This is a genomic window from Gottfriedia endophytica (genome assembly GCF_017814275.1).
In the GTDB taxonomy this organism is placed as follows: domain Bacteria; phylum Bacillota; class Bacilli; order Bacillales; family Bacillaceae_G; genus Gottfriedia; species Gottfriedia endophytica.
Map to the genome: position 1 here is coordinate 16,915 of NZ_JAGIYQ010000020.1, position 22,740 is coordinate 39,654.

Genomic DNA, 22,740 nt, shown 5'->3' on the forward strand with positions numbered 1-22,740 from the left:
CTTCCATCAGTGGGGGGTCTTACTCCCCGTTAATGCGGGGTGAAAATTACGAAAACATCTCCTGCCAATTGATAACGACAGGAGATGTTTTGTTTCTATAGCTACACTATACTGATTAATGGATTAGATGGTCATCTTCCTCCGTAAATCGATCCGCTGGAGGCTTAACAATAGTTAAATTGGTTTCATGAAGAAAACGTCCATATTGCTGAATAAATTGTTTTACAAACTTTTTAGACATTAATTCTCCATGATATTGCCCTGCTTTCGCATATGTTGCTTCAAAATCTTCCCAAATCCATTCAACCCACACTCGTGCTTGTGTATACGTTAAATTTTTATTTCCAGCTAAAAGTAGCTCAGTTAACTGTTGAATATGAGTATTCATAAAGTCACCTTCCAATTTTTAAGACAATAATTGTAACATAGTTTCTCTCTCAGGTGGTAATCATATAAGTGATGATGAAAATCATCATGCAATGTATGAATTAGGGGGGCATATTTTTGACAAAAAACAGTGAACATTTTTCTAAGCAAAAACATGATTCAAAAATCGATGGTGCTCCGCGTGCAAGAGCTAGAAATGCTCCTTCACGACCAGATGGAACCATCAACACAAGGCCACAGCAAAGGATGAATAATAAAAATCCTTTAAATCAATAGCACGTTCTCAAACTATAATGAGGTGATTACATGGGCTATCAAAAGATTGAACGATTTTTAGACGATCGACGTTCTATGCTATTTAAACAACCTTGGACCAACCCTAAACATACAAGATCACAAATAAATGGCCAAACCCAACAAAGCCAAACAGACATCAAAATCGCAGCAGACTCGAAAAAACATTTTATGTGATCAGAAAAGCGGAGTGTGCTCGTTTAGCTCTGACAGGCGTTGGAGTAAATAGCAAGAGAAGGGTGCTTTTTCCCTTCGCTTGCTATTTGCGAAACGACCGAAGAGCTAGCACACGCAGCTAGACACATCGAAATGCGGAAACGGCCTGCTTATCCTCGACAGACATTGGAGCACAAACCAAGAGAAGGATGCCTTTTCCCTTCACTTGTTTGTTGTGAAATGGCCGAGAGGATGGACGTTGTAGCTAGACACGTCAGAAAAGCGAAAGCGGCTTGATCACCTCCGTTAGACATTGGAGCAATAAGCAAGAGAAGGGTGCTTTTCCCTCACTTGCTTATTGTGAAATGGCCGAGGAGGTAGCCGCTGTAGCTAGACACATCGAAATGCGGAGTATGCTCGTTTAGCTCTGACAGGAGTTGGAGTATTGCGCAACTAGTAGAACTTCCGCCCAACTCAAAAGTAAAACCAGGGAATCTTATAAAGTCCCTGGTTTTTTTAATAATGAGATTGGAACTCCAATTTCTTCATTACCTGTACTTTTTGTTCCCCATGCAAAAATACCATTCATATAAGTAATTGAAAATAATACGCCTGGCTCTTGAATCAATTCATAAACTTCATTTGCTTTAAAGTCTTCTGGATTTAATAAGTAGGCCTCTGCCATTGTTTTTTTTCGTAAAAGAACTTCTAATTCATTAATCATGTCCATTTGCTCTGCTTTAATTGCTTGAGCAGTTAATTCTTTAATTTCATCTAACAATTCTTGTTTTGTATAGTCACTATAACGTTTCGGAATTTGCATGTGATAGTCTCCCCTATTACCCTTTTCTTCAATCTTATTATACCAATTAAGGATACAAAACTAAAATGAGTTTGTATATTAAGCCTGCTATTAATTTAATTGGTCATCTAACATATCTAATGCTCGATCAATTAAATCAATCGAAAATCCTTTTCGAAAAAGTGCCGATTTCATTTTTTGTTTATATTCCCACTCACTAAATTTTTCATATTTTCTTTGAAGTTTTGTTGCATGCTGAAGTAAAGTTTGAAGTTCATCATCTTCGTCATTATCAAATTCCACTTCCTGCAATAAAATAGAAATAATATTTGAAGGATAGCCTTTTCGAGAGAGTAATTCTTCCAGTTTATTCTTCTTCTGTAATGTAGAATAACGGGAAAAAGCTGGTAATTTCTTTTCACATAGTCGAACAGCATGTTCAACTTGTTTCTCAGTAGAAAACTCTTTTAATTCTTTCTCTATTACTCCGTTAGAAATTCCTTTCATTTTTAATTCTTTTTGAATGATAATAGGTCCTTTTAAAGTTGTATTAATGCAAGTTCGTATATAACTTATCGTATATTGTTCTTCATTTAAGTACCCCTCGTCCTCTAGTCTTTGCAGTGTATTCCTAATAGCGTCCGGACTTATTTCTAGTTTTTCTAAATTTAATTCTACTTCCTTTTTTGTTCTCATCATTCGTGAAAGGTATACAATACTAGTAAGATATGCTTTTCTTAATTGATCCGAATGTAAAATTTCTTCTATTTCATATTGTTCAATTTGTAATCCTTTTTTTAGGTTATGTTTAACTAACGTATCAGCATCAACGCTAAATGCAAATTCCTCTCCACCACCATCATCGGTATATACGTTAAATCGTTCTTTATTTACCTTCTGAACTTGAATTTTCGTTATAATAGTCATAATGTACCTCATTAAATAATTTATATTTTGAAATCACATTCTCACATATACTTTCATATAGTAGTAAAGGAGATGAAATGCATGAATATACTTGTAACTGGTGGAACTGGTTTCATTGGTAAAGCCCTCGTTCAGCAATTAATTGCACTTGGAGCTACTTGTTATATCGTTACAAGGTCACCGAAAAAGTCAATAGACCCTTCTATCCATTATATAACATGGGAAGCTATTAAGAATTTATCATTTACAACATCAATTGATGCTATATATAATTTAGCAGGAGAATCTATTAATAATCGTTGGACAAAAAAAAATAAAGAAAAGATTGTACAAAGTCGTTTGGAATCAACCCAAACTCTCATCTCTTGGTTGCAAAGACAAGCCCAAGCTCCTTTAGTTTTCATAAATGCCAGCGCAGTAGGGTATTACGGCACATCAACAAAAAATCCCTCTTCAGAAGATTCTATATCTACAAGCGAGGATTTTTTAGCCTCTACTGTAAAAAAATGGGAAGAATGTGCAAGTTTAGCAGAAACAATTGGAATTCGTACTGTTTATGCTCGTTTTGGTATTGTGCTTGATCGTTTTGGTGGTGCCTTACCTAAAATGCTTTTACCTTATAAGCTTTTAATTGGTGGACCACTAGGACATGGGAATCAATGGATGTCTTGGATCCACCTTGACGATGCAGTAAATTTACTCATCCTTGCTTTAAAAGACAATACAATTAATGGTCCATTAAATATAGTCGCACCATATCCAGTTACAATGGATGAATTTTCAAATATCCTTTCCAAAGTCATGCGTAAGTCAAATATTTTTCGTGTACCTAGTTTTGTCTTAAAACTATTTCTAGGAGAGATGAGTTTGCTAGTACTTGAGGGTCAAAAAGTAATCCCCAAAATAGCAAATGAAAAAAACTTTGAATATAACTATCCAACATTAATAGAAGCATTAGACCAAATATTACCTCGTTACTCCTGAAAGGACACACAATGAAATTATTATTTAAAAACGCAACGATTTTTCCTATCACTTCAAACGTTCTTCATCACTCTGATTTACTAATTGAAAACGGAAAAATTAAAGAAATTAGTGACGACATTCAAATAATTGATGATATGACAGTTATTGAATGTAACGGAAAACCGATATTACCGGGTTTCATAGATGTTCATACCCACTTAGGTTTATACGATGAAGGAACTGGTTGGGCAGGTAATGATGCAAATGAAACAATCGAAGTATTGACGCCTCATATCCGTTCACTTGATGGTATTCTTCCTCTTGATACAGCATTTGGCGATGCTAGAAAAAGTGGTATAACAACTGCTCATATTATGCCAGGAAGTGGAAATGTTATTGGCGGAACAACGTGTACAGTCAAAACATTTGGAACAAATATTAATAATATGATCATACAAGAACCAGCCGGATTAAAATTAGCACTTGGAGAAAATCCAAAACGTGTTCATAGCCACGGGAATTCAGATTCGATTACACGAATGGGTATAATGGGTATGCTTCGTGAAGCTTTTTATGATGCGATGTATTCAAATAATCCTGAGTGTTTACGTGTGGCTCCTATCATTAAAGCATTAAAACGAGAAATTCCTGTCCGAATCCATGCTCATCGTGCTGATGATATTTTATCTGCTATTCGATTTGCGGATGAATTTAATTTAGATTTACGCATTGAACATTGTACAGAAGGACATTTAGTTGTGGATCATTTGAAGGATCGTAATTTACAGGTTTCTGTCGGTCCTACATTAACAAGAAGATCAAAAATCGAATTAAAAAATAAAACTTGGTCTACTTATCGTATTCTTGCTGAAAATGGTATCGATGTATCGATTACGACAGATCACCCGTATACACCGATTCAATACTTAAATATTTGTGCATCTATAGCTGTACGAGAAGGACTTTCCGAACAAGATGCTCTAAAAGCGATTACGATCAATCCTGCTAAAAACCTGTACTTAGATCACAGAATTGGAAGTCTTGAAGTAGGAAAAGACGCAGATATGGTTTTATGGTCACACCACCCATTCCATTATATGGCAAAACCTTTAACAACTGTCATAGATGGAAGAATTGTGTATGATTATAGCGAATAAAAATTGTTTTCAAATGCAGAAAAATGTTTTATCATTAAGTATATGGTTAAAGAATGGATGATTTCTGCTAATATATTACTACTTAAGCAGTAATTCCAATTATGATTTCTAGTAGAAACGACACGACATACATTACGAGTTTTAGCACTTTTACCAATTCGTTTCTTCGTGATTTTTCTTTGATCATTTAATGAAAAAACAACAAACAGATAGTTTTATACTATTCTCATATATGATTTACAAGAACGGGAAAGGCAAATGGTGAGCCACCAGTAATCGCTGGTCCTAGTGGGTTCGATTCCCACCCCGAAATTTTAGAGTGTGACGTTTTTGATTTAAGTCTCATCAGAAGAGATTTTTGAGCTTATCTCAATACACTATTCAGAACAAGAGTACTAGGATGTATCCTCTCTTTGGTTCTGTACAAAATTTCGAGGGTGATCGACCTGTTATTCGCGCCCTCATTAAAGGAGGAATAGCGATGCTAAAACAGCGAGATTTACTGGATTGTTCAATATTATTTGAACTAATGGTGCATCCGGATGTGTTTCCATTTGTTCGTAATAAAGCAAATTCCTACGAAGAATTTTTATTCATTACGAAACAAGCAATTGAAGCTGAAGAACAAGGAAAGATGATTTCTAGAACAATACTAGATGAGTGGGGAAATCCGATTGGTTGTATTACTCTATATGATGTTGAAGAAGGTTACGGCTTCTTAGGAACATGGCTTGGTAAGCCATACCACGGTCATGGATATAATAAGGCTGCTAAGGATGCTTTTTTCCATGAATTATTTACAGAAAAAGGTATTGAATCAATCTTTATGCGAATTCGAAAAGTAAATAAACGATCTTTCTATGCTGCAAGTAAATTGCCTTATGCCGTACTTGCAAACGAAACAAGAAAATGTGTTTATGACGAAATTAATCAAAATGAAGAAATCTATGATCTTTTTGAAATTACAAAAGATAATTATCTTCTTCATACATTACGAGACGATTACCAACAAGAAGATTTCTCACATTTAAAAGAAGCTTAATTGATTAATCTATAGAAAAATTGGGAAACCTTTCTAATAAGCTAGACTTCAATCTGAGGATTTTTTTCCTCACTAACGACTGATTGAATAAATTCATTAGGAAGGTGAACAATATGAAAAAGAAAAAAGATAATCGTACAAAATCATATTTAACTTCAACACAGGAAGTTCTTTATTCCAAAGAATTTAAACAAGCTGATCGTGTAGCTGGTTATAAGCAAAATGGAATTGGATAACTTCCTTTTTTAATTTAATCAAAAATAATTATTAAGAGGCATTTCTTCTGTTTGTTGAAGATGCCTTTTTATTATTGTCAGATTAAAGTATTAATCAATTTTTGCAGTTGATTATCATCTAGGACTTTAACAGAATCTTTTTTAAAACAACCTCTTTTAGAAAGGCTGTTTTCGTATACATTGTTGCTATTTTAGAATGCGTTAGTTAATTACAACTCCAGGATGCTCCCTTTCCTTGGGGCGTGAGCTGAGCCTCCTCGTCGCTAACGCTCCTGCGGGGTCTCAGCCTTCCCGCTATTCCCACAGGAGTCTCGCACCTTCCGTTGTAATTAACTTCTGTCTTTAAAGTTACAAATCTCAAAATTACCATTCTTTTAGAAAAGAGTATAAAATAATTCTCTAATCGTTCCTTATCCTTTTACCTAAAGTAAACTTTCTAATCATATCACTCGGACTATTCTTAACTCTATTGTATTCAATAAGTAAAAGATGTTTCCTTGGTAATTCTCGATAAGAAAGTATTAATATAACAGCTATTAAAAATAGAGTAATACAGAAAGAAATGTTACAATCAACACATACAAAAAACAGTATTACTTAAAATTGTTAAATATTTTCTTTTGAAATCAATTTATTTTCAAAAATCTCGTAACCACGAAAATAAATTATTCAATACAAGTTACGATTAAAACCCTCAAAAACATTGTCATTATACTCTAATTAGCAAAAGATCCCTGTTATATTTCTAGTTAAATTCTGTACTATTTTCCAATAAAAAATAGGTCCTTATACAAGACATCTTTAGCAACTATATGTGATAATAACAAATGAATTCATTAAGATAAAAATAACCGATTTCTGGATAAAGAAATAAAGGAGATTCATATGAACCAACAATTTACACTTTCACCTGTCTTAACTAAAAAATTAAACGAAATACAATTATTCAATCAACAAACAGTTTCAAATACAGATGAATTACTTATAGGAAGAAAACAATATGTTTCTCAAAACAAACATATTCTTGAAGATGCTTTATCTGCTATATTGCTTGGTAAAAATATTTTATTAAAGGGCCCTACTGGAAGTGGAAAAACAGTTCTTGCTGAGACACTTTCTAAACTTCTTCATCAACCAATGCATAGTATTAACTGTTCTGTAGATCTAGATCTTGAAGGAATCGTTGGATATAACACAATCACATCAACTAATAATGGATCAGAAGTTTCATTCGTTGATGGGCCACTTATTAAGGCAATGAAAAATGGACATATCTTGTATATCGACGAAATTAACATGGCAAAGCCTGAGACACTTCCATTACTTCACGGTGCATTAGATTACCGTAAAATGATTACGAATCCTTTCACACAAGAAGTTGTTCGTGGTACTGATCAATTTAGAGTAATTGCTGCAATAAATGAGGGCTATGTAGGTACAAGTGAACTGAATGAAGCGTTAAAAAACCGATTTATTATTATTGATGTCCCTTATATCGAAGGAGATACATTATTTGAGTTATTGCAATCAGAATCTCTTCAAAAGGAAAAAGAAACATTGAAAAAATTCGCAGCATTTTCTAGTGATTTAATTCCTTTAGCATCTGAAGGAAGAATTAGTGAGGACGCAGCAAGTATTCGAGGTATTATCGATGCATGTGATTTATCTGTTCATATTCCAATTTTAAGAGCAATTGAACGAACAATTATTGCAAAACTAAATGATGAAATTGAACGTGAGACAGTTAGAGAGTTAGCAGAAAGCTATTTTGGATCTTGAAAAGAGTGAAACTAACAAATGAAACAAATCATATTTAATAATAAAAAAATTGATACTTCTCTCTTTCTACAAATGGAAAACTTAGCTCTATCTTTAAGTAAAGAGCGAGAAGCCTTTCTTGAATTTGATTTTCAAGCGTATTATGACAACGAAGAACAAAAAATAACAATTAGTCATTTTTGGGATACAAAAGAATTCCAAGAACAACTTGCTGGGCTGAAAACAGATGTTTATCTTAAAGCTTTAGGTAACAAACACTTATCAAATTTTGATGAATTTAAGAATATGTTACAAGAGTTACAGGATTTTCCGCTAAAAAGTTTTTTTACTCAACTATACGTTTTACTAGAGGACTTACGGTTAGAAGAACAGATCATTGGCCTAAGACCAGGTACAAAAAAATTGTTCGAAACTCGTCGTGCTGTTTATAGACATCATTTTGAATCTCAGCTTAAGGCAAATACAATTCGTAACTTTCCGACTGATCAGTTGTTTTGCTTAATCTATTTATCCTTAACTTCTTCGTCCATGACATATCAAACTTCAGATTTACTGGACGAATTACTATCTATTTTATTTGCTGTTTATGAGGCTAAGTCGACTGAGGATATTTCCTCAATTGTTTTTCGGGTATCACAAAGACTAGGTAGTAGTCTAACGCAGGATATGATCAATATCTATTTTGGCTATTTACCATTAAATAAATTGTCGTCAAAAAACGAAAAACAATGTGAGGCAAAAAAATTAGCGAATGATGATGAACAAAGTGAAATTGAAGATCGTGATAGTGAGGATGAAAAGTTATCTACTTGGCATCGAGAAAGCAAAAATAATGACAAGGATGATAATTTTTTACGTTTTGAAGTTGAAAGTGGAACAAAGACCGGTATAAAAGCTAATTTCGCACGAGAACAAGAAGATTCTGATCAAGCAATCGGAAATGCCTATGGATCATCTAAACAAAGTGAACAAAGACAATCCACTACAACGGACAATCCAGATCAAATGAATTCTCAAAACGGAAGTAACCAAAATCAATATGGAAAATACAATAGTGGTGTTACGATAAACTACTTATCTACTCGTCCACAATTAATAGATGAAAAGAAACAATATAGTATTCTTTCTTCAATTGTTTCAAAAGATGTAAAAGAACTAAGAAAAACAATTGAAAAAACGATTGAATCTAAGAAAAATGCTCCATCAGATAAGTATTATGGTCGCCTTAACAAAAATTGGCTCCGTCTTTTTACAGAAGAAAAGCCTAAGCTTTTTTATAAAAAGAATACTGAATCAAAAGAGCTAGACATTGTCTTTTACCTATTAATTGATTGTTCCGGTTCAATGTATAACAAAATGGATGAAGTCAAAAAGAGTGTTGTACTCTTCCATGAAACATTAAAGCAATTAAAAATCACTCATAAAATCAGTGGTTTTTGGGAAGATGCTACAAATGCTACAAAAGAAAGCAAACCCAATATATTGCACACAGTTATTCCATTTTATCAATCTCTTCATCACTCAAGTGGACCAAATATTATGCAACTCCATGAAGAAGAAGACAATCGAGATGGCCTTATGATTCGTATTGCTTCTGAAGAACTTTCTAAACGAAGTGAAAAACATAAATTTCTTCTAGTTTTTACAGATGGAGAGCCATCTGCATTAGATTATTTCCAAGATGGTATTATCGATACACACGAAGCAGTTAAACAAGCAAGAAAATATGGAATCGACGTTATTGGAACATTTATCGAAGAGGATGAAATACAAGAAGAAACTTATCAATTAATGAAAAATATTTATCAACATCATTTTCTAGTAGCCGCTGGTGCTGAGGATCTACGCTTAAAGTTAAAGCCCCTACTAAAAAAATTAATCGTAAGAAGTATAGTTTAATAACTTTGTCCATATAATGAATGAGTGAACTTTAAATAACCCTTAAAAAAGCCAAATCTCTTCAAAAAAGGTTTTTGTATTTATACATTACCTTTCATGAAGAGTGGCTTTTTAAATGCAATTTCACGAATATTCTGTTTAAAACTCTTTGTCGTTATTTCTATTTCTTTCATGAAAATTAACAATTCTTGTCAGAATCTCTTGTCTCAAACTTTAACAATTGCTCTTTTTTTAAAGATTTTGTTAAAACAAACTGTTGGTAAAAAGTTGATTGGAGCGGAAGGTGCGAGACTCCTGTGGGAGCAGCGGGACAGGTGAGACCCCGCAGGAGCGATAGCGACGAGGAGGCTCACCGCCCGCCCCACGGAAAGCGAGCATCCTGGAGCGGAAATCAACTAATCGCATTCTTAAATAGCAACAATTTTTATAAAAATAGCTTTATCAATTCAATCATTTTAGTGATATTTGTCGAGAACTTTATTAAAGTAATCGCTATCATTCCTATTGATTTTTGAATTTAAAGAAGGTACGATAAATTTTGACGACTTGAGCAGATACATTATTTTTTTGAGTTTAACTAGTAATAAATGCTAGTTTGTTTGTATTTAAGGGGGAAAAATTAATGCCTACAACGTTAAAGGCGTCATTTTCACGTTTACGTTTTGTATTATTAGTCGCTCTCATTGTATGGATAAAAACGTACACGATTACTTTAATAAGTTTTGATTTAAAAATTGAAACATTTTACCAAAACATCATATTGTTCATTAGTCCTCTAGCTTCTTCATTATTTATTGTTGGACTATCACTATTTTTTAAAGGTAATAAACGCAATTATATAGCATTATTGATTGACTTTATTTTGACCTTTATCTTATGTGCAAATGTTTTATTTTATGGCTTTTTCAACGATTTTATCACACTTCCAGTTTTATTTCAGACTAGTAACATGGGAGACTTAGGTTCTAGTATAAAAGACTTGGCGAGTCTTAAAATTATTTTCATGTTCTTGGATATCATTATTTTATTTATTGTACTTAAGAAATTCCCATCCTTTGCCAAAAATGGACGTGTCCCTTCTTTTATGAAATCTGCTTATTACCTTGTAACAATTGCAATTGGAGTTTTAAATCTTGGATTAGCAGAAGTGGAACGCCCAGAATTATTAACACGATCATTTGACCGTGAAATGTTAGTTAAAAACTTAGGATTATACTTTTACCAAGCATATGATTTATCTTTACAAACGAAAACGTCTACTCAAAAAGCGTTTGCTGATAGTGGTAAACTTACTGAAGTTGAAAACTATGTCCAAAGTAATCAAGTTAAAACAAATCCAACTCTATTTGGAAAATATAAAGGTAAAAATGTTATTGTCATTTCACTAGAATCTACACAGTCATTTGCTATCGGAGCTAAAGTAAATGGTAAAGAAATAACGCCATTTTTAAATCAATTTATTAAAGGCAGCTATTATTTTAGTAACTTCTATCATCAAACAGGGCAAGGTAAAACATCTGACGCAGAATTTCTAGTCGATAACTCTCTTTATCCTTTAGATCGTGGCGCTGTTTTCTTTACTCATGCAAACAATGAATTCATGGCAACGCCTGAAATTTTAAAAGATAAAGGCTATTATTCAGCTGTTTTCCATGCAAATAATAAAAGTTTCTGGAACCGTAATGTAATATACCCTTCTCTTGGGTATGATCGATTCTTTAACGAAAAAGACTTTGTTATAAATGATGAAAATTCAGCAAACTGGGGTTTAAAAGATATTCCATTCTTTGAACAATCAATGCCATATTTAACAAAACTAAAACAGCCATTTTATACTCGTTTCATCACGTTATCAAATCATTATCCATTCACATTAGATCCGCAAGATAAGATGATTGATGAATATAACTCAGGTGATGAAACATTTGACCGCTATGTGACTACATTACGATACGAAGACGAAGCAATTAAACATTTCATCGATTCTTTAAAAGAATCTGGACTATATGATAATTCGATTATTGTAATGTACGGTGACCATTATGGAATCTCTGAAAATCACAACCGTGCAATGGCACAGTTTTTAGGCAAGGATGCAATTACACCGTTTGATCATATGGATTTACAACGTACACCATTGATTATTCATTTACCAAAACAACAACAAGGGGAAAATGTGTCAACACCTGCAGGAGAAATTGACGTAAAACCAACAATTCTTCACCTATTAGGTGTTGATACAAAAAATGATATCGAATTCGGTAAAGATTTATTTAGTAAAAATCGTCCTGTATTCACTATTTTCCGTGATGGAAGCTTTGTAACAGATAAATATTATTATGTTGCAGGATCAAATACATTCTATGATCGGAAAACTACTGAAAAAGTAGAGTTATCAGCAGAGGATGCAAAACTATTAACTGATCGTGCGAAAAAAGAGTTAACTCTTTCAGACAATATCATTTATGGTGATTTACTTCGTTTTTATAGTGGTAACAAATTTAGAACCGGAACGATGAAAACAATCACAGACCCAGAAGAACATTGATGGTAATTATTCACTAATAAAGTTCTTTCCTAAAAAGGTGCTTTTACAGGCACCTTTTTATGTTATACAATAATTAAAAAGTAAAATCATTCTATACCTAACGATTTATTCGATAAATTCCCATAAGAGAGGGTTGATATATTTGTTCAATAGATCCAAACTTTATTTTTGGACAGTAGAAATATTACTACTATTTCTAATTCTGTTTGTCGGAACTAAAATATCTTTTTTATTTAAACCAATTGGCATTTTATTTAGTACACTTTTTTCACCAATTTTAATTGCTGTCTTCTTGTATTTTTTATTTTTACCAATTATTGATTTCCTAGAGAGGAAAAAAATCCCTCGTACAATTGGAATTTTACTACTTTACTTGGTGCTTATTGCAGCAGCAATCACCTCTATACTAAATATATTCCCAGTTTTACTGACTCAATTTAAAGATTTAGTAAATAATTTACCAGGGTTGATTGATCAAACAACACAGCAATTTGGTGTGATTGAAAAATGGATTGGAAGCCAGAATTACGTTGAAATAAGTAACATCCAAAAGAATTTATCAAACTTTCTTCTGACCTTTTTAGGTGGGGTAACAGGGGGAATTGGAGCTGTATTTGGAATCATCAGTAATATTACATTAATTGTTGTAACAGTACCATTTATTTTGTTTTACATGTTTAAGGATGGACATAAATTTCCACCAGCAGTTTCTAAATTTGTGCCCACTACATATCGTAACGATGCAATACATATTATGAAAGAAACTGGTGAAACACTTTCATCTTATATACGAGGTCAATCCATCGTTTGTATGTTTATCGGATTTGGTACATTTATTGGATTTGCCATTATTGGACTTCCAAACGCATTAATCCTTTCGCTAGTTGCAGCAGTTACAAATATCATACCTTATTTTGGTCCATTTATCGGTGGTGCGCCTGCAGCAATCGTTGCATTCCTAATTGAGCCAAGAATGGCCATATATGTTATTTTAATCATGTTCATCGTTCAGCAAATTGATTCGAATTTAATTTCTCCATACATTATGGGAAAATCATTAAATATTCATCCATTAACAATTATCTTGCTTCTTCTATTTGCCGGAAATTTTGCAGGTGTTTTAGGAATGATCTTAGCAGTTCCTACATATGCAATCGGAAAGGTTATTATTATTAATTTAATTCGAATTATAAAACTTCGGAAAAAAGCTAATTTTGAAAATGAAGATACTCCTACTGACATTGAGGATCCGAAAGATAAAGAATAAAAAATCCCCCTCGCTTGAAGTGAGGGGGATTTTCTTATAACTGTTTGTAATTTTTTTCATGATTCAATAACCATTCTTTTCTCCAAAGGCCACCTGCATATCCTGTTAAACTGCCATTTGACCCGATAATTCTATGACATGGAACGACTATACTAATAGGATTACGTCGATTGGCATTTGCAACAGCACGTACTGCTTTTGGATTTTGAATCTGCCTTGCAAGTTCTGCATAAGAAGCAGTTTGACCATAAGGTACTTTTACAAGCTCATTCCAAACTGTACGCTGAAAATCAGTTCCTTTTGAAATTATTTTAAAGTTAAATTCTATTCTTTTCCCTTCAAAATATTCTTGTATTTGCTTATGAGCTTCTACAAGACAATTCGGTATTTCTTCAGTAACTAAGATTTGGTCATCTTCACAAAAATCAATGAAGCGGACCCCTTCCTCATTCCCTTCAATTCTTACAATACCGATTGGTGACTTGTAATACGCTGTTTGAACTGTCATCCTATTCATCCTCACATTAAAATTATTCGGTCAAAATCCATAAAATGGAACAAATTTATGATTTGCTGTAAATGTATTTTAAATCATTTATTAGATTATTTTTACGACAATTTGTAAAACCAATAAACATGAAATTGATAGTAAAAATGTTCTTGCCAGTTTAATTGAGACATACTTTGCCACACGTAGTCCTAATTGATTACCAATGATTGAAGCCACTGCCATCGTTATCGCAACATCCCATTTAAAATGGCCCGTTGCATAAAAAATAATAAAAGCTGATAAACAACTTCCAAAATTTAATACCCTAGCTAATTGAACGGATTGCACATAATTTTGTCCCTGATTTAAAAAATAAATAATTGCAAAGGTTGATGAACCTGGGCCAAAACCTCCGTCATATATTCCAATACCAAGTGGTAAGTAGCGTTTCCAACCTTTTACACTTACATTTTGAGGTTGTTGCTCATTTGTCCATCTACTCTTTTGTAACGTTAATCCTAAAGCAAAAACTAATAAAACTAAGGCTACAATATTCATTAATTTTTCTGGTAACATACTTGTGACCAGTGCACCGATTGCTCCGCCCACTATGGATAAACCAATTAAAAAGAAATAAAATTGATTCGGTTCCTTTTTCCTTCTTAATGAATACATCACACTACTGAATGAACCTAATCCAGAAGCAAACTTATTTGTCGCGATTCCAGTTTGAATTGGTATTCCAAGAAAAATCATCACTGGCAGTGTAACTAATCCGCCCCCACCTGCTAGTGTCCCTAAAAAAGAAGCCCCAATTCCTAGAAAAAACATTAATAGCATAGTAGAATCCATTTCACTAATCCCCTTTTCTCACCTAATTGCATTATACTAGTAATTTAGATTTTTTGAAAAATATTAAAATTACTTAATGGAAAGTGTACTTTATTTTAGGTCTAATAAAGTGAAACTTTCATCAATGGGGGCGTTTTTCATCCCCCACTGATGGTTTCGCCCAATCGGTCTTTTACAGGGAGTCCCCCCACCCATATTCCTCGTTTCCCTTTGAATCTTGAAGGCTTATTGCTCGTTAATGCGAGATAAAAAAGCTGTCCAATTTGAGATAAAAAACTCATTGAACAGCTTTTGCTTAAAATATACTCAAATTATAGTGTTTAGATAAGAGCTCTAATAATTTTATTCCCGCGATACTGTTGCCTATTTCATCTAATGATGGTCCATAAACACCGATTCCAAATCGACGTGGTACTGCACCCATTACTCCTCCAGAAACACCACTTTTAGCAGGAATTCCTACTTTTATTGCAAATTCACCGGATGCATTATACATGCCACATGTAACCATAAACGTATTACAGATTTGTGCTATTTTCTCTGGAATAACTTGTTGCTTCGTTACTGGATCCCATCCATTTAATGAGAAGACAAGTCCGATTTTAGCTAGCTCCAAACAATTTACTTCAATTGAACATTGTTTTGTATATAGGTCTAATAGTTTTTCAACATCTTCTGTTATAATTCCGTGCTCTTTCATGAAAAAACAGAGTGATCGATTTAAATGAGCTGTTTCAAATTCAGATTTTGCTACTTCTTCAGAATATGAAAGTTCTGGATTCCCTGTTAATAAACGAACAAAGTCCATTAATCGATCAAAGCGATCTTCCACGTTAATTCCTTTAATCATACTAGTAACAGCTAATGCCCCTGCATTAATCATTGGATTTAAAGGTTTTCCAGCAGACGTTTTTTCTAGTTTTGCGATTGAGTTAAACGGATCCCCAGTTGGCTCCATTCCTACTCGTTCAAATACATAATCTTCTCCACGATCCATTAGGACTAGTGCTAGTACAATTACTTTTGAAATACTTTGTAGAGTAAATTTAGTACTCGTGTCACCTGCTTCATAATGGCGACCATCAGGTAAATAGACAGCTACTGATAAATCCTTTTTATTTGCACGTGCTAAGGCAGGAATATAACTTGCTACTTTTCCATAAGGAATAAATTCTCTTGCCTTTTCAATTAATTCATTTAATTCTTGAATGGTTTTAACAACTAGTTCTTCTCTAAATCCATTTGGAGTCATAATATATCACCTAACTTGATTTCTTTTTTTCAACTATGCGATTCTAAATTCCTTTATGGATAAACACTTAATTATCTAGATGCCCTCTTCACGTTCTTCTTTTTACTATTCTTATTGCGGCTATTTTCAAATGATTTACCACTCTTTTGCTTGCCAGCTGATTGAACTCCTGATTTACTACGTCCATCTCTTTTTTCGTGTGAAGCAGTCTTTCTAGATTGCTTTGGATCAGTTAGTTTTTCAGAAACCTTTTTCTTACCTTGTCTATTTTGCTCCGTATTTCTTGTTTGAGTTTTCTTTTTCTCCATAGATCGATTCGGTCGTTCTTCTTTTCGATCGGATTTTCGATCTGCTTTTTCTTCCATACGTTGATGTGGAATTTTTACTCCGATTTCTTTTTCAATTAATCGCATTTCTTGAAAGTCTTTTGGAGTAATAAAGCTAATTGCTTTACCAGTCTGTCCCGCACGCCCAGTACGTCCTATACGGTGAATATAACTTTCTGTATCAAGTGGGATATCATAGTTAAATACATGTGTTACCCCATCTACATCAATCCCTCGAGCAGCTACATCCGTTGCAACTAAATACTGAATTTTCGCGTCTCGAAATAGTTTCATTACTTTTTCACGTTTCGCTTGAGTCAAATCTCCATGAAGTTCCTCAGCTAAGAGGCCTTTACCTTTTAGTTGCTCATTTAACTTATTAGCTCTTCTTTTTGTGCGACAAAATATTACAGCAAGAAAAGGGTTCTCTTCCTTCATTGCTTTTAACAATGCATTCAATTTTCCACGGTCGGTAGTTTCAATAACAAGCTGCTGAATTTCATCTAATGTAACTCTTTCAGCCTTTACACGTACAATAACAGGATGATTCATATATTTTTTTGCTAACTGTTGGATTTGGTCTGGCATCGTTGCTGAAAAAAGCATTGTTTGACGATTTTTTGGTGTCTGACGTATGATATCCTCAACTTCATTTAAGAAACCAATATGTAACATTTGGTCTGCTTCATCTAATACAAGGAAATTAATATTGGCTAAGGAAATGGTCCCTCTTCTTAAGTGATCTAACAATCTACCTGGTGTTGCAATGATGAGATGAGACCCACTTTGCATGTTTCGAATCTGCCGATCAACATCTTGTCCACCATATACTGCTAACACTCCAACATCATCACTTACAAGCTTTTTTGCCTCTGCTGTAATTTGAATTGCTAATTCCCTTGTCGGTGCAACAATTAGAGCTTGTGTATTAGGAGTTTCTAAATCAAGCTTTTCTAAAATTGGAAATAAGAAAGCAAATGTTTTCCCTGTTCCAGTTTGCGCCTGACCAATGACATCTTTTCCTTCAAATAATAAAGGAATTGTTTTTTCCTGGATAGGAGTTGGCTCTGTAATTCCGAGTTCAGTTAACAATTCTGCAAGTTCTTCACTTACACCTAATTTTTCAAATTTATTCATTTTTATTTTCCTCTACATTTATTTCATTCAAGAAACTAAGCTGTTTTCGTAAACATTGTTGTTAATAAGTAGTTCGTGAGTTTCCGCTCCAGGATACTCGCTTTCCGTGGGGCGGGCGGTGAGCCTCCTCGTCGCTAACTCCTGCGGGGTCTCACCTGTCCCGCTTCTCCCACAGGAGTCTCGCACCTTCCGTTCCAACTAGCTTCATTAGTAGCAATTTGCTCTAACAAAACCTTTTTAAAACAACAATCTTTTAGAAAATAGCAAAAAACTAAGATTTAGTAATTATTTATTTTAAAGGTGAAACAAAATAATAAATAGTTTATGAAAAGGAATTAGTTAACTATTCATTGAATCATATTTTAACACTAAAAGGATTGAACAAAGAAATAACAGAAAATTCAATCCAAACGGTAAATATCAACAATATAATTTTACAGGGCCTAAAATAAACATAAAAAAATTGTCCTAATAGCACCTGTTTATAAGCTCTATTAGGACAATCTATTAAATTAGTTAATATAATAAGAATTTACGTCATAGCCTTGAAACTTTAAGTAGTCTAATACACCTAGGTAAATTTGTTTACCTGCTTGTTCTTGCCAGTATGGATCATTTAATTTGGCATTATCAGTCTTATTATCAACAAATCCTACTTCAGTTAAAATGGCTGCCATTGGATTATTTTTAATAACATAATAGTCCGCCGATTTTACACCACGATCTTTTAGGTTCAATTTAGAGACTTCTCTCTTTTGAATACATTCTGCTAATAACTTGCTGTCCTGTAACTTTGTCGGACTTTGAGAAGAGATCTTACCATTATAATAGTAAGTTTCTGTTCCATTCCCAGTCCCATCAGAAGCGTTTAGATGAACACTGATAAATGCGCTAGCATTCTTTGACTTAGCAAATGCAACTCGATCCCCTAAAGAAGGATATACATCTGATTCTCTCGTAAAATATATTTTAATTGGCAATTTACTTAAATAGCCTTTTGCATATTCAACAATTCGTAAAGTAATATTTTTTTCGTAAATTGTTGCTCCTTTAGATGTACTTCCATCAGCCCCAGTATCTTTTCCTCCATGACCTGCATCAAGTACTAATGTGAATTTTTCTAAACTATGATCTACTGAAGGTGTTAAAGAACCTACTGATTTAATGTATTTACCGCTAACCCAACCTACTAAACTACCAGAAGTTACTTGATACCAGCCGTTTTGCTCACTTTTAATCGTAACTCTAGTACCAATATTTAAGGAAGAAATCACATCAAAGGTTGTACCCGGTCCTTTTCTCATATTTAGAGCTGAACCTGTTACTTCTCCATATTTCGGTGTAGGATTTGGCGTTACTGTTGTCCCACCATTATTTGATGGAGGCGTCGGTTTCGCTGGACTTACAATAATTTTTACATATTTACCGCTAACCCAACCAGAAATTTTTCCATAGCTAATCTTATACCAGTCATTTTTCTTTTCTAGTATCTTGACTTGGCTTCCACTTTTTAACGAAGCAATACTTTTGTAGCTTGTAGATGGACCAGTTCTAACATTTAATGATGCAGCTGTAATTTGACCTGTTTGATTAGTGGTTACTGGAAGTGAAGGCTTAGGATTTGTAGTTGTATTTGTAGTAGAAATCAGTTTTATGTATGTATCTCTAACCCAACCTGTTGTTTGGCCAGATTTAATTTTATACCATCCATTTTGCTTCTCAATAATAGTTACATTACTTCCTTTTTTTAAAGCAATAATTGTTTTATAAGAAGTACTAGGACCACTTCGAACATTTAGAGAAGTCGCAGTTACTTGGCCAGTTTGTGAAATTGTCGCTGCACTTACAGCGTTTAATGAATGCTTGGGTGATAATAGTAAGCTACTACTTGCAATCGTAACAACTGAAGCTAGCTTGATCATCCCTTGAATAGACTTGTTATTCATGTTGAAATAAACCCCTTTTGTCTTAATGATCTTATTAAATTTAACATTATTTAATGTAAGTATTACTAAACAAATAGAATAAAAGATTATAAAACTCAATATGTATGTAAATGGTAAAACTTGAATATTTATCAAAAAATCTTTCTTCTATAAAGTTAGATGATTAGTAAAAGAAACGCAATAAATATCGGGAAATGTATACTTTCTTACTAAAGAATAACATTCGTAATTTTAATGTAACATTTATACCATATCATTTCATCAGCATTTTTTCCTTTTTTTATTAAAACTTTGATAGAAAAGTAATACAAATTTTCCATAAAAATAACATTTTACTAACGGATATTGAAGAAATGTTAAATTACGTATTAAACCATATCCTATCCATTTACTAATCATTGTTTTTTTATGGGGTTTTCGTATATTTTGTTCCAATTTCAGTATGTGTAATTTCCACTCCAGAGTGCTCCCTTTCCGTGGGGCGTGAGATGAGCCTCTTTGTCGCATACGCTCCTGTGGGGTCTCAGCCTTCCCGCATCTCCCACAGGAGCCTGGCACGGTTCCAATCAACTTCTGTCTTTTAGATTACAAAGCCTACAAGCAACAATCTTTTAAAAAAGAGCCTATAGAAAAAAGGAGTGAATGGCATGATCAGAAAAGAAACAAAGTTAGTCCCTGTAATGATTGGTTTATTATTGGGGATATTTGTCGCATCATTAGATAACACCATTGTTTCCACTGCAATGAGTACAATTGTTGGAGATTTAGGCGGACTTGATCAATTTGTTTGGGTAACTTCCGCCTATTTGGTTACTGAAATGGCAGGTATGCCTATTTTTGGTAAATTATCAGATATGTATGGTAGAAAACGCTTTTTCTTATTTGGTATCTTCATTTTTCTAATAGGCTCAGTTTTGTGCGGAACAGCACAAACAATTGTTCAATTAAGCATTTATCGAGCAATCCAAGGAGTTGGTGGCAGCGCCCTAATGCCGATTGCCTTTACGATTATCTTTGACATTTTCCCTCCTGAAAAACGAGGGAAAATGGGTGGATTGTTTGGAGCAGTATTTGGTTTATCTAGCATTTTCGGTCCACTACTTGGAGCTTATATTACAGATTATTTGGATTGGCGTTGGATATTTTATATAAATGTACCGTTAGGATTAATTGCACTTGCATTAATAGGCATTTATTATAAGGAGTCAACAAAACACGAAAAACAAATAATCGATTGGTGGGGTGCTACAACACTGGTTGTTAGTGTTGTTTCGTTAATGTTTGCTTTAGAGCTTGGTGGGAATAAATATAAGTGGGATTCTACTGTCATAATCGGTTTATTTTCTTCTTTTGTACTTTTCTTTATTGCCTTTCTCTTCTTTGAAACAAAAGCCAAAGACCCAATTATTTCGTTTAATATGTTTAAAAAACGTCTATTTGCTACTAGTAATCTAATTGGTTTGTTTTATGGTGGAACATTTATTGTAGCAACCATCTATATTCCTTTATTCATACAAGGTGTGCTAGGTGGAACTGCGACGAATTCGGGACTTGTCCTTTTACCAATGATGCTTGGTACTACCATTTCTGCCCCAATAGGTGGCCAACTGACGAGGAAAACTAGCTATCGTAATATCATGACTGGCTCGATCCTTATACTAGCCTTAGGAATCTTTCTACTAACAACTTTAACATCTGATACAAGTCGGCTCCTTATAACAATCTATATGATTATCGTAGGGCTTGGTACGGGTGCTTCATTCTCAGTTCTTGGTATGGCAGCAATGCATCATTTTGACAATCATCAACGAGGTACAGCAAGCTCAACAAATGCATTTCTACGTTCATTAGGTATGACAGTAGGTATTACGGTATTTGGTGTTATTCAGCGAAACATTTTCACAGATCAACTAAAAGAAGCTTTCAAAGGTATAAGTTCGGCAGCCGGAAGCTTTATGAAAAGTGATCCACGTGCAATATTAGCACCAGAAAAACGAAAAATGATTCCGACACCTATATTAAATAAAATTACTGATGCACTAGCTTACTCGATCTCACATACATTTATTTGGACACTCATTCCTGTGTTCATTGGTTTGTTTTGTATCTTGTTAATGGGTAACGGTAAATTACAGATAATTAGAACAAATGATGAAAAACAAACTAATCTAAATCCGGATATAAACTAAATAAAAAACCAGCGAGTCATCAACTTAAATTGTTGATAACCCGTTGGTTTTTTGTATCTTCTATTTTCTTTTAAAGATTTTTAAATGCATCTGTCGATTTAACTTGTGTCTTGATTACTTTGTTATCATATAACCATTTCGAAACATTCTCCCATGTAGCTGGATCTTGATAGCCGAATGGTTTATCTTTCGAATCCATTAGTGGTAAAAGAATTTGTAAACTCTTCGTTTCAACTCCCTTGTCTAGTGGAGAGGATTTGTCTTCATGATTCATTAAAATGGACAGACCTTTATCTGGATGAGCTTGAACATAGTTTTGTCCCTCAGTTATTGCCTTCATAAACTTTTTAAACACTTCTGGTTTTTCTTTTAGACCATTCTCACTTGCCACTAGTACTAGCTCGTAATAATCTGGAACACCATACTTAGTAGGGCTTAATGTGCGCATTGGGTGCCCTTCTTTATCAAGCAACAACTTTTCATGATTAATATATCCACCAATTAGTGCATCTGTTTTTTTCGTTGCCATTGCAGGAATAAGATCCCAGCCTACATCGACCATTTTCGTCTTATTTGGATTTCCACCATCATTTTTCACCATCGTATTTATTATGGCTTCATCCAATGGTATAGAAGGATAACCAACTGTTTTTCCAGCTAAGTCTTTTGGAGACCGGATTGAACTATTGGTTGGAACCATTAACGTGTTTAATGGATGACGTACTAATGCTCCAAAAGATTGAACAGGTATATGTTCATCTCGCGCGATTAAAACTTCTGGTTGATAACTAATTGCAATGTCGACTTGATTTGCAGCAACCATTTTTAATGGATCATTTGTATCAGCAGGCATTTTAATATCAACATCTAAACCTTGCTCTTTAAAATAACCTTTTTCCTGTGCTACATAAAGTAAAGAGTGCACTGCATTTGGATACCAGTCTAACATTATACTAACCTTCTGCAGTTTCTTATTCGATGAATCTGCAGTAGTACTTCCTTGATTATTTTTACTTGCTCCACAACCACTTAATAAAAGTAATGGTAGACATAAGATGAGATAAAACCATTTCTTCATTGATTTTTTC

20 protein-coding genes are annotated in these 22,740 nt (G+C 33.7%); 11 read left to right on the plus strand and 9 right to left on the minus strand.

The window, feature by feature from the left end; genetic code table 11:
* Positions 1-115: 115 nt before the first annotated feature.
* Entirely contained in the window at positions 116-388 is a 273-nt protein-coding gene (locus J5Y03_RS18740) for a YfhJ family protein (RefSeq protein WP_209407526.1), read from the minus strand.
* 116 nt (positions 389-504) lie between these two features.
* On the opposite strand from J5Y03_RS18740, the gene sspK reads away from it, so the two are divergent.
* Both sspK and J5Y03_RS18750 read left to right on the plus strand, forming a co-directional pair.
* The gene (gene sspK, locus J5Y03_RS18745) at positions 505-663 is read left to right on the plus strand and encodes a small acid-soluble spore protein K (RefSeq protein WP_209407527.1); all 159 of its coding nucleotides are present in this window, start codon (positions 505-507) and stop codon (positions 661-663) included.
* A gap of 30 nt (positions 664-693) precedes the next feature.
* Positions 694-858, plus strand: a complete 165-nt coding sequence (locus tag J5Y03_RS18750; protein ID WP_209407528.1) for a YpzG family protein — start codon at positions 694-696, stop codon at positions 856-858.
* Positions 859-1,333: 475 nt separating this feature from the next.
* Here J5Y03_RS18750 and J5Y03_RS18755 read toward each other — a convergent pair whose 3' ends face one another.
* Together J5Y03_RS18755 and recX are read right to left on the minus strand one after the other, a co-directional pair.
* Positions 1,334-1,660: a YfhH family protein gene (locus J5Y03_RS18755; RefSeq protein ID WP_209407529.1), complete on the minus strand. Its 327-nt coding sequence runs from the start codon at positions 1,658-1,660 to the stop codon at positions 1,334-1,336.
* 90 nt (positions 1,661-1,750) lie between these two features.
* Positions 1,751-2,566 (minus strand): recombination regulator RecX, encoded by an 816-nt coding sequence (recX, locus tag J5Y03_RS18760; protein ID WP_209407530.1) that lies wholly within the window; start codon positions 2,564-2,566, stop codon positions 1,751-1,753.
* A gap of 81 nt (positions 2,567-2,647) precedes the next feature.
* On the opposite strand from recX, the gene J5Y03_RS18765 reads away from it, so the two are divergent.
* The 8 genes from J5Y03_RS18765 to J5Y03_RS18800 all read left to right on the plus strand — a co-directional run bounded on the left by J5Y03_RS18765 (position 2,648) and on the right by J5Y03_RS18800 (position 13,460).
* On the plus strand, positions 2,648-3,550 hold the full coding sequence (locus tag J5Y03_RS18765; protein WP_209407531.1) for a TIGR01777 family oxidoreductase: 903 nt from the start codon (positions 2,648-2,650) through the stop codon (positions 3,548-3,550).
* Positions 3,551-3,561: 11 nt separating this feature from the next.
* Complete coding sequence (locus J5Y03_RS18770; RefSeq protein ID WP_209407532.1) at positions 3,562-4,689, plus strand: amidohydrolase; 1,128 nt, start codon at positions 3,562-3,564, stop codon at positions 4,687-4,689.
* Between the two features lie 481 nt (positions 4,690-5,170).
* A complete protein-coding gene (locus J5Y03_RS18775; RefSeq protein ID WP_209407533.1) occupies positions 5,171-5,731 on the plus strand; it encodes a GNAT family N-acetyltransferase in 561 nt (186 codons plus the stop codon).
* Between the two features lie 113 nt (positions 5,732-5,844).
* Positions 5,845-5,967, plus strand: a complete 123-nt coding sequence (locus tag J5Y03_RS18780; RefSeq protein WP_209407534.1) for a YfhE family protein — start codon at positions 5,845-5,847, stop codon at positions 5,965-5,967.
* Positions 5,968-6,852: 885 nt separating this feature from the next.
* A complete protein-coding gene (locus tag J5Y03_RS18785) occupies positions 6,853-7,746 on the plus strand; it encodes an AAA family ATPase (protein WP_209407535.1) in 894 nt (297 codons plus the stop codon).
* Between the two features lie 18 nt (positions 7,747-7,764).
* Positions 7,765-9,645 carry a vWA domain-containing protein gene (locus J5Y03_RS18790; RefSeq protein ID WP_209407536.1) on the plus strand — a complete coding sequence of 627 codons (1,881 nt, stop codon included), beginning with the start codon at positions 7,765-7,767 and terminating at the stop codon, positions 9,643-9,645.
* A 622-nt stretch (positions 9,646-10,267) separates the two neighbouring features.
* Entirely contained in the window at positions 10,268-12,193 is a 1,926-nt protein-coding gene (locus J5Y03_RS18795; protein WP_209407537.1) for an LTA synthase family protein, read from the plus strand.
* 142 nt (positions 12,194-12,335) lie between these two features.
* Entirely contained in the window at positions 12,336-13,460 is a 1,125-nt protein-coding gene (locus J5Y03_RS18800; protein WP_209407538.1) for an AI-2E family transporter, read from the plus strand.
* 34 nt (positions 13,461-13,494) lie between these two features.
* Here the strand turns inward: J5Y03_RS18800 and J5Y03_RS18805 are convergent, their stop codons facing one another.
* The 5 genes from J5Y03_RS18805 to J5Y03_RS18825 form a co-directional block, all read right to left on the minus strand.
* A complete protein-coding gene (locus J5Y03_RS18805; protein WP_209407568.1) occupies positions 13,495-13,977 on the minus strand; it encodes a methylated-DNA--[protein]-cysteine S-methyltransferase in 483 nt (160 codons plus the stop codon).
* 81 nt (positions 13,978-14,058) lie between these two features.
* Positions 14,059-14,802 (minus strand): sulfite exporter TauE/SafE family protein, encoded by a 744-nt coding sequence (locus J5Y03_RS18810; protein WP_209407539.1) that lies wholly within the window; start codon positions 14,800-14,802, stop codon positions 14,059-14,061.
* A gap of 295 nt (positions 14,803-15,097) precedes the next feature.
* A complete protein-coding gene (glsA, locus tag J5Y03_RS18815; protein ID WP_209407540.1) occupies positions 15,098-16,054 on the minus strand; it encodes a glutaminase A in 957 nt (318 codons plus the stop codon).
* Between the two features lie 71 nt (positions 16,055-16,125).
* Positions 16,126-17,517, minus strand: coding sequence for a DEAD/DEAH box helicase (locus tag J5Y03_RS18820; protein WP_209407541.1), 1,392 nt, complete (start codon positions 17,515-17,517; stop codon positions 16,126-16,128).
* A gap of 512 nt (positions 17,518-18,029) precedes the next feature.
* Complete coding sequence (locus J5Y03_RS18825; RefSeq protein ID WP_209407542.1) at positions 18,030-19,463, minus strand: N-acetylmuramoyl-L-alanine amidase; 1,434 nt, start codon at positions 19,461-19,463, stop codon at positions 18,030-18,032.
* 647 nt (positions 19,464-20,110) lie between these two features.
* Between J5Y03_RS18825 and J5Y03_RS18830 the strand changes: the two genes are divergently transcribed.
* On the plus strand, positions 20,111-21,652 hold the full coding sequence (locus tag J5Y03_RS18830) for an MDR family MFS transporter (RefSeq protein WP_209407543.1): 1,542 nt from the start codon (positions 20,111-20,113) through the stop codon (positions 21,650-21,652).
* Positions 21,653-21,722: 70 nt separating this feature from the next.
* Here J5Y03_RS18830 and J5Y03_RS18835 read toward each other — a convergent pair whose 3' ends face one another.
* Entirely contained in the window at positions 21,723-22,730 is a 1,008-nt protein-coding gene (locus J5Y03_RS18835; RefSeq protein WP_209407544.1) for an ABC transporter substrate-binding protein, read from the minus strand.
* Positions 22,731-22,740: the final 10 nt, after the last annotated feature.

Bases quoted from the DNA above. Each gene is read 5' to 3' on its own strand.
- J5Y03_RS18740 (WP_209407526.1), bottom strand. From the start codon at position 388: ATGAATACTCATATTCAACAGTTAACTGAGCTACTTTTAGCTGGAAAT.
- J5Y03_RS18750 (WP_209407528.1), top strand. From the start codon at position 694: ATGGGCTATCAAAAGATTGAACGATTTTTAGACGATCGACGTTCTATG.
- J5Y03_RS18755 (WP_209407529.1), bottom strand. From the start codon at position 1,660: ATGCAAATTCCGAAACGTTATAGTGACTATACAAAACAAGAATTGTTA.
- recX (WP_209407530.1), bottom strand. From the start codon at position 2,566: ATGACTATTATAACGAAAATTCAAGTTCAGAAGGTAAATAAAGAACGA.
- J5Y03_RS18765 (WP_209407531.1), top strand. From the start codon at position 2,648: ATGAATATACTTGTAACTGGTGGAACTGGTTTCATTGGTAAAGCCCTC.
- J5Y03_RS18770 (WP_209407532.1), top strand. From the start codon at position 3,562: ATGAAATTATTATTTAAAAACGCAACGATTTTTCCTATCACTTCAAAC.
- J5Y03_RS18775 (WP_209407533.1), top strand. From the start codon at position 5,171: ATGCTAAAACAGCGAGATTTACTGGATTGTTCAATATTATTTGAACTA.
- J5Y03_RS18780 (WP_209407534.1), top strand. From the start codon at position 5,845: ATGAAAAAGAAAAAAGATAATCGTACAAAATCATATTTAACTTCAACA.
- J5Y03_RS18785 (WP_209407535.1), top strand. From the start codon at position 6,853: ATGAACCAACAATTTACACTTTCACCTGTCTTAACTAAAAAATTAAAC.
- J5Y03_RS18790 (WP_209407536.1), top strand. From the start codon at position 7,765: ATGAAACAAATCATATTTAATAATAAAAAAATTGATACTTCTCTCTTT.
- J5Y03_RS18795 (WP_209407537.1), top strand. From the start codon at position 10,268: ATGCCTACAACGTTAAAGGCGTCATTTTCACGTTTACGTTTTGTATTA.
- J5Y03_RS18805 (WP_209407568.1), bottom strand. From the start codon at position 13,977: ATGAATAGGATGACAGTTCAAACAGCGTATTACAAGTCACCAATCGGT.
- J5Y03_RS18810 (WP_209407539.1), bottom strand. From the start codon at position 14,802: ATGGATTCTACTATGCTATTAATGTTTTTTCTAGGAATTGGGGCTTCT.
- glsA (WP_209407540.1), bottom strand. From the start codon at position 16,054: ATGACTCCAAATGGATTTAGAGAAGAACTAGTTGTTAAAACCATTCAA.
- J5Y03_RS18820 (WP_209407541.1), bottom strand. From the start codon at position 17,517: ATGAATAAATTTGAAAAATTAGGTGTAAGTGAAGAACTTGCAGAATTG.
- J5Y03_RS18825 (WP_209407542.1), bottom strand. From the start codon at position 19,463: ATGAATAACAAGTCTATTCAAGGGATGATCAAGCTAGCTTCAGTTGTT.
- J5Y03_RS18830 (WP_209407543.1), top strand. From the start codon at position 20,111: ATGATCAGAAAAGAAACAAAGTTAGTCCCTGTAATGATTGGTTTATTA.
- J5Y03_RS18835 (WP_209407544.1), bottom strand. From the start codon at position 22,730: ATGAAGAAATGGTTTTATCTCATCTTATGTCTACCATTACTTTTATTA.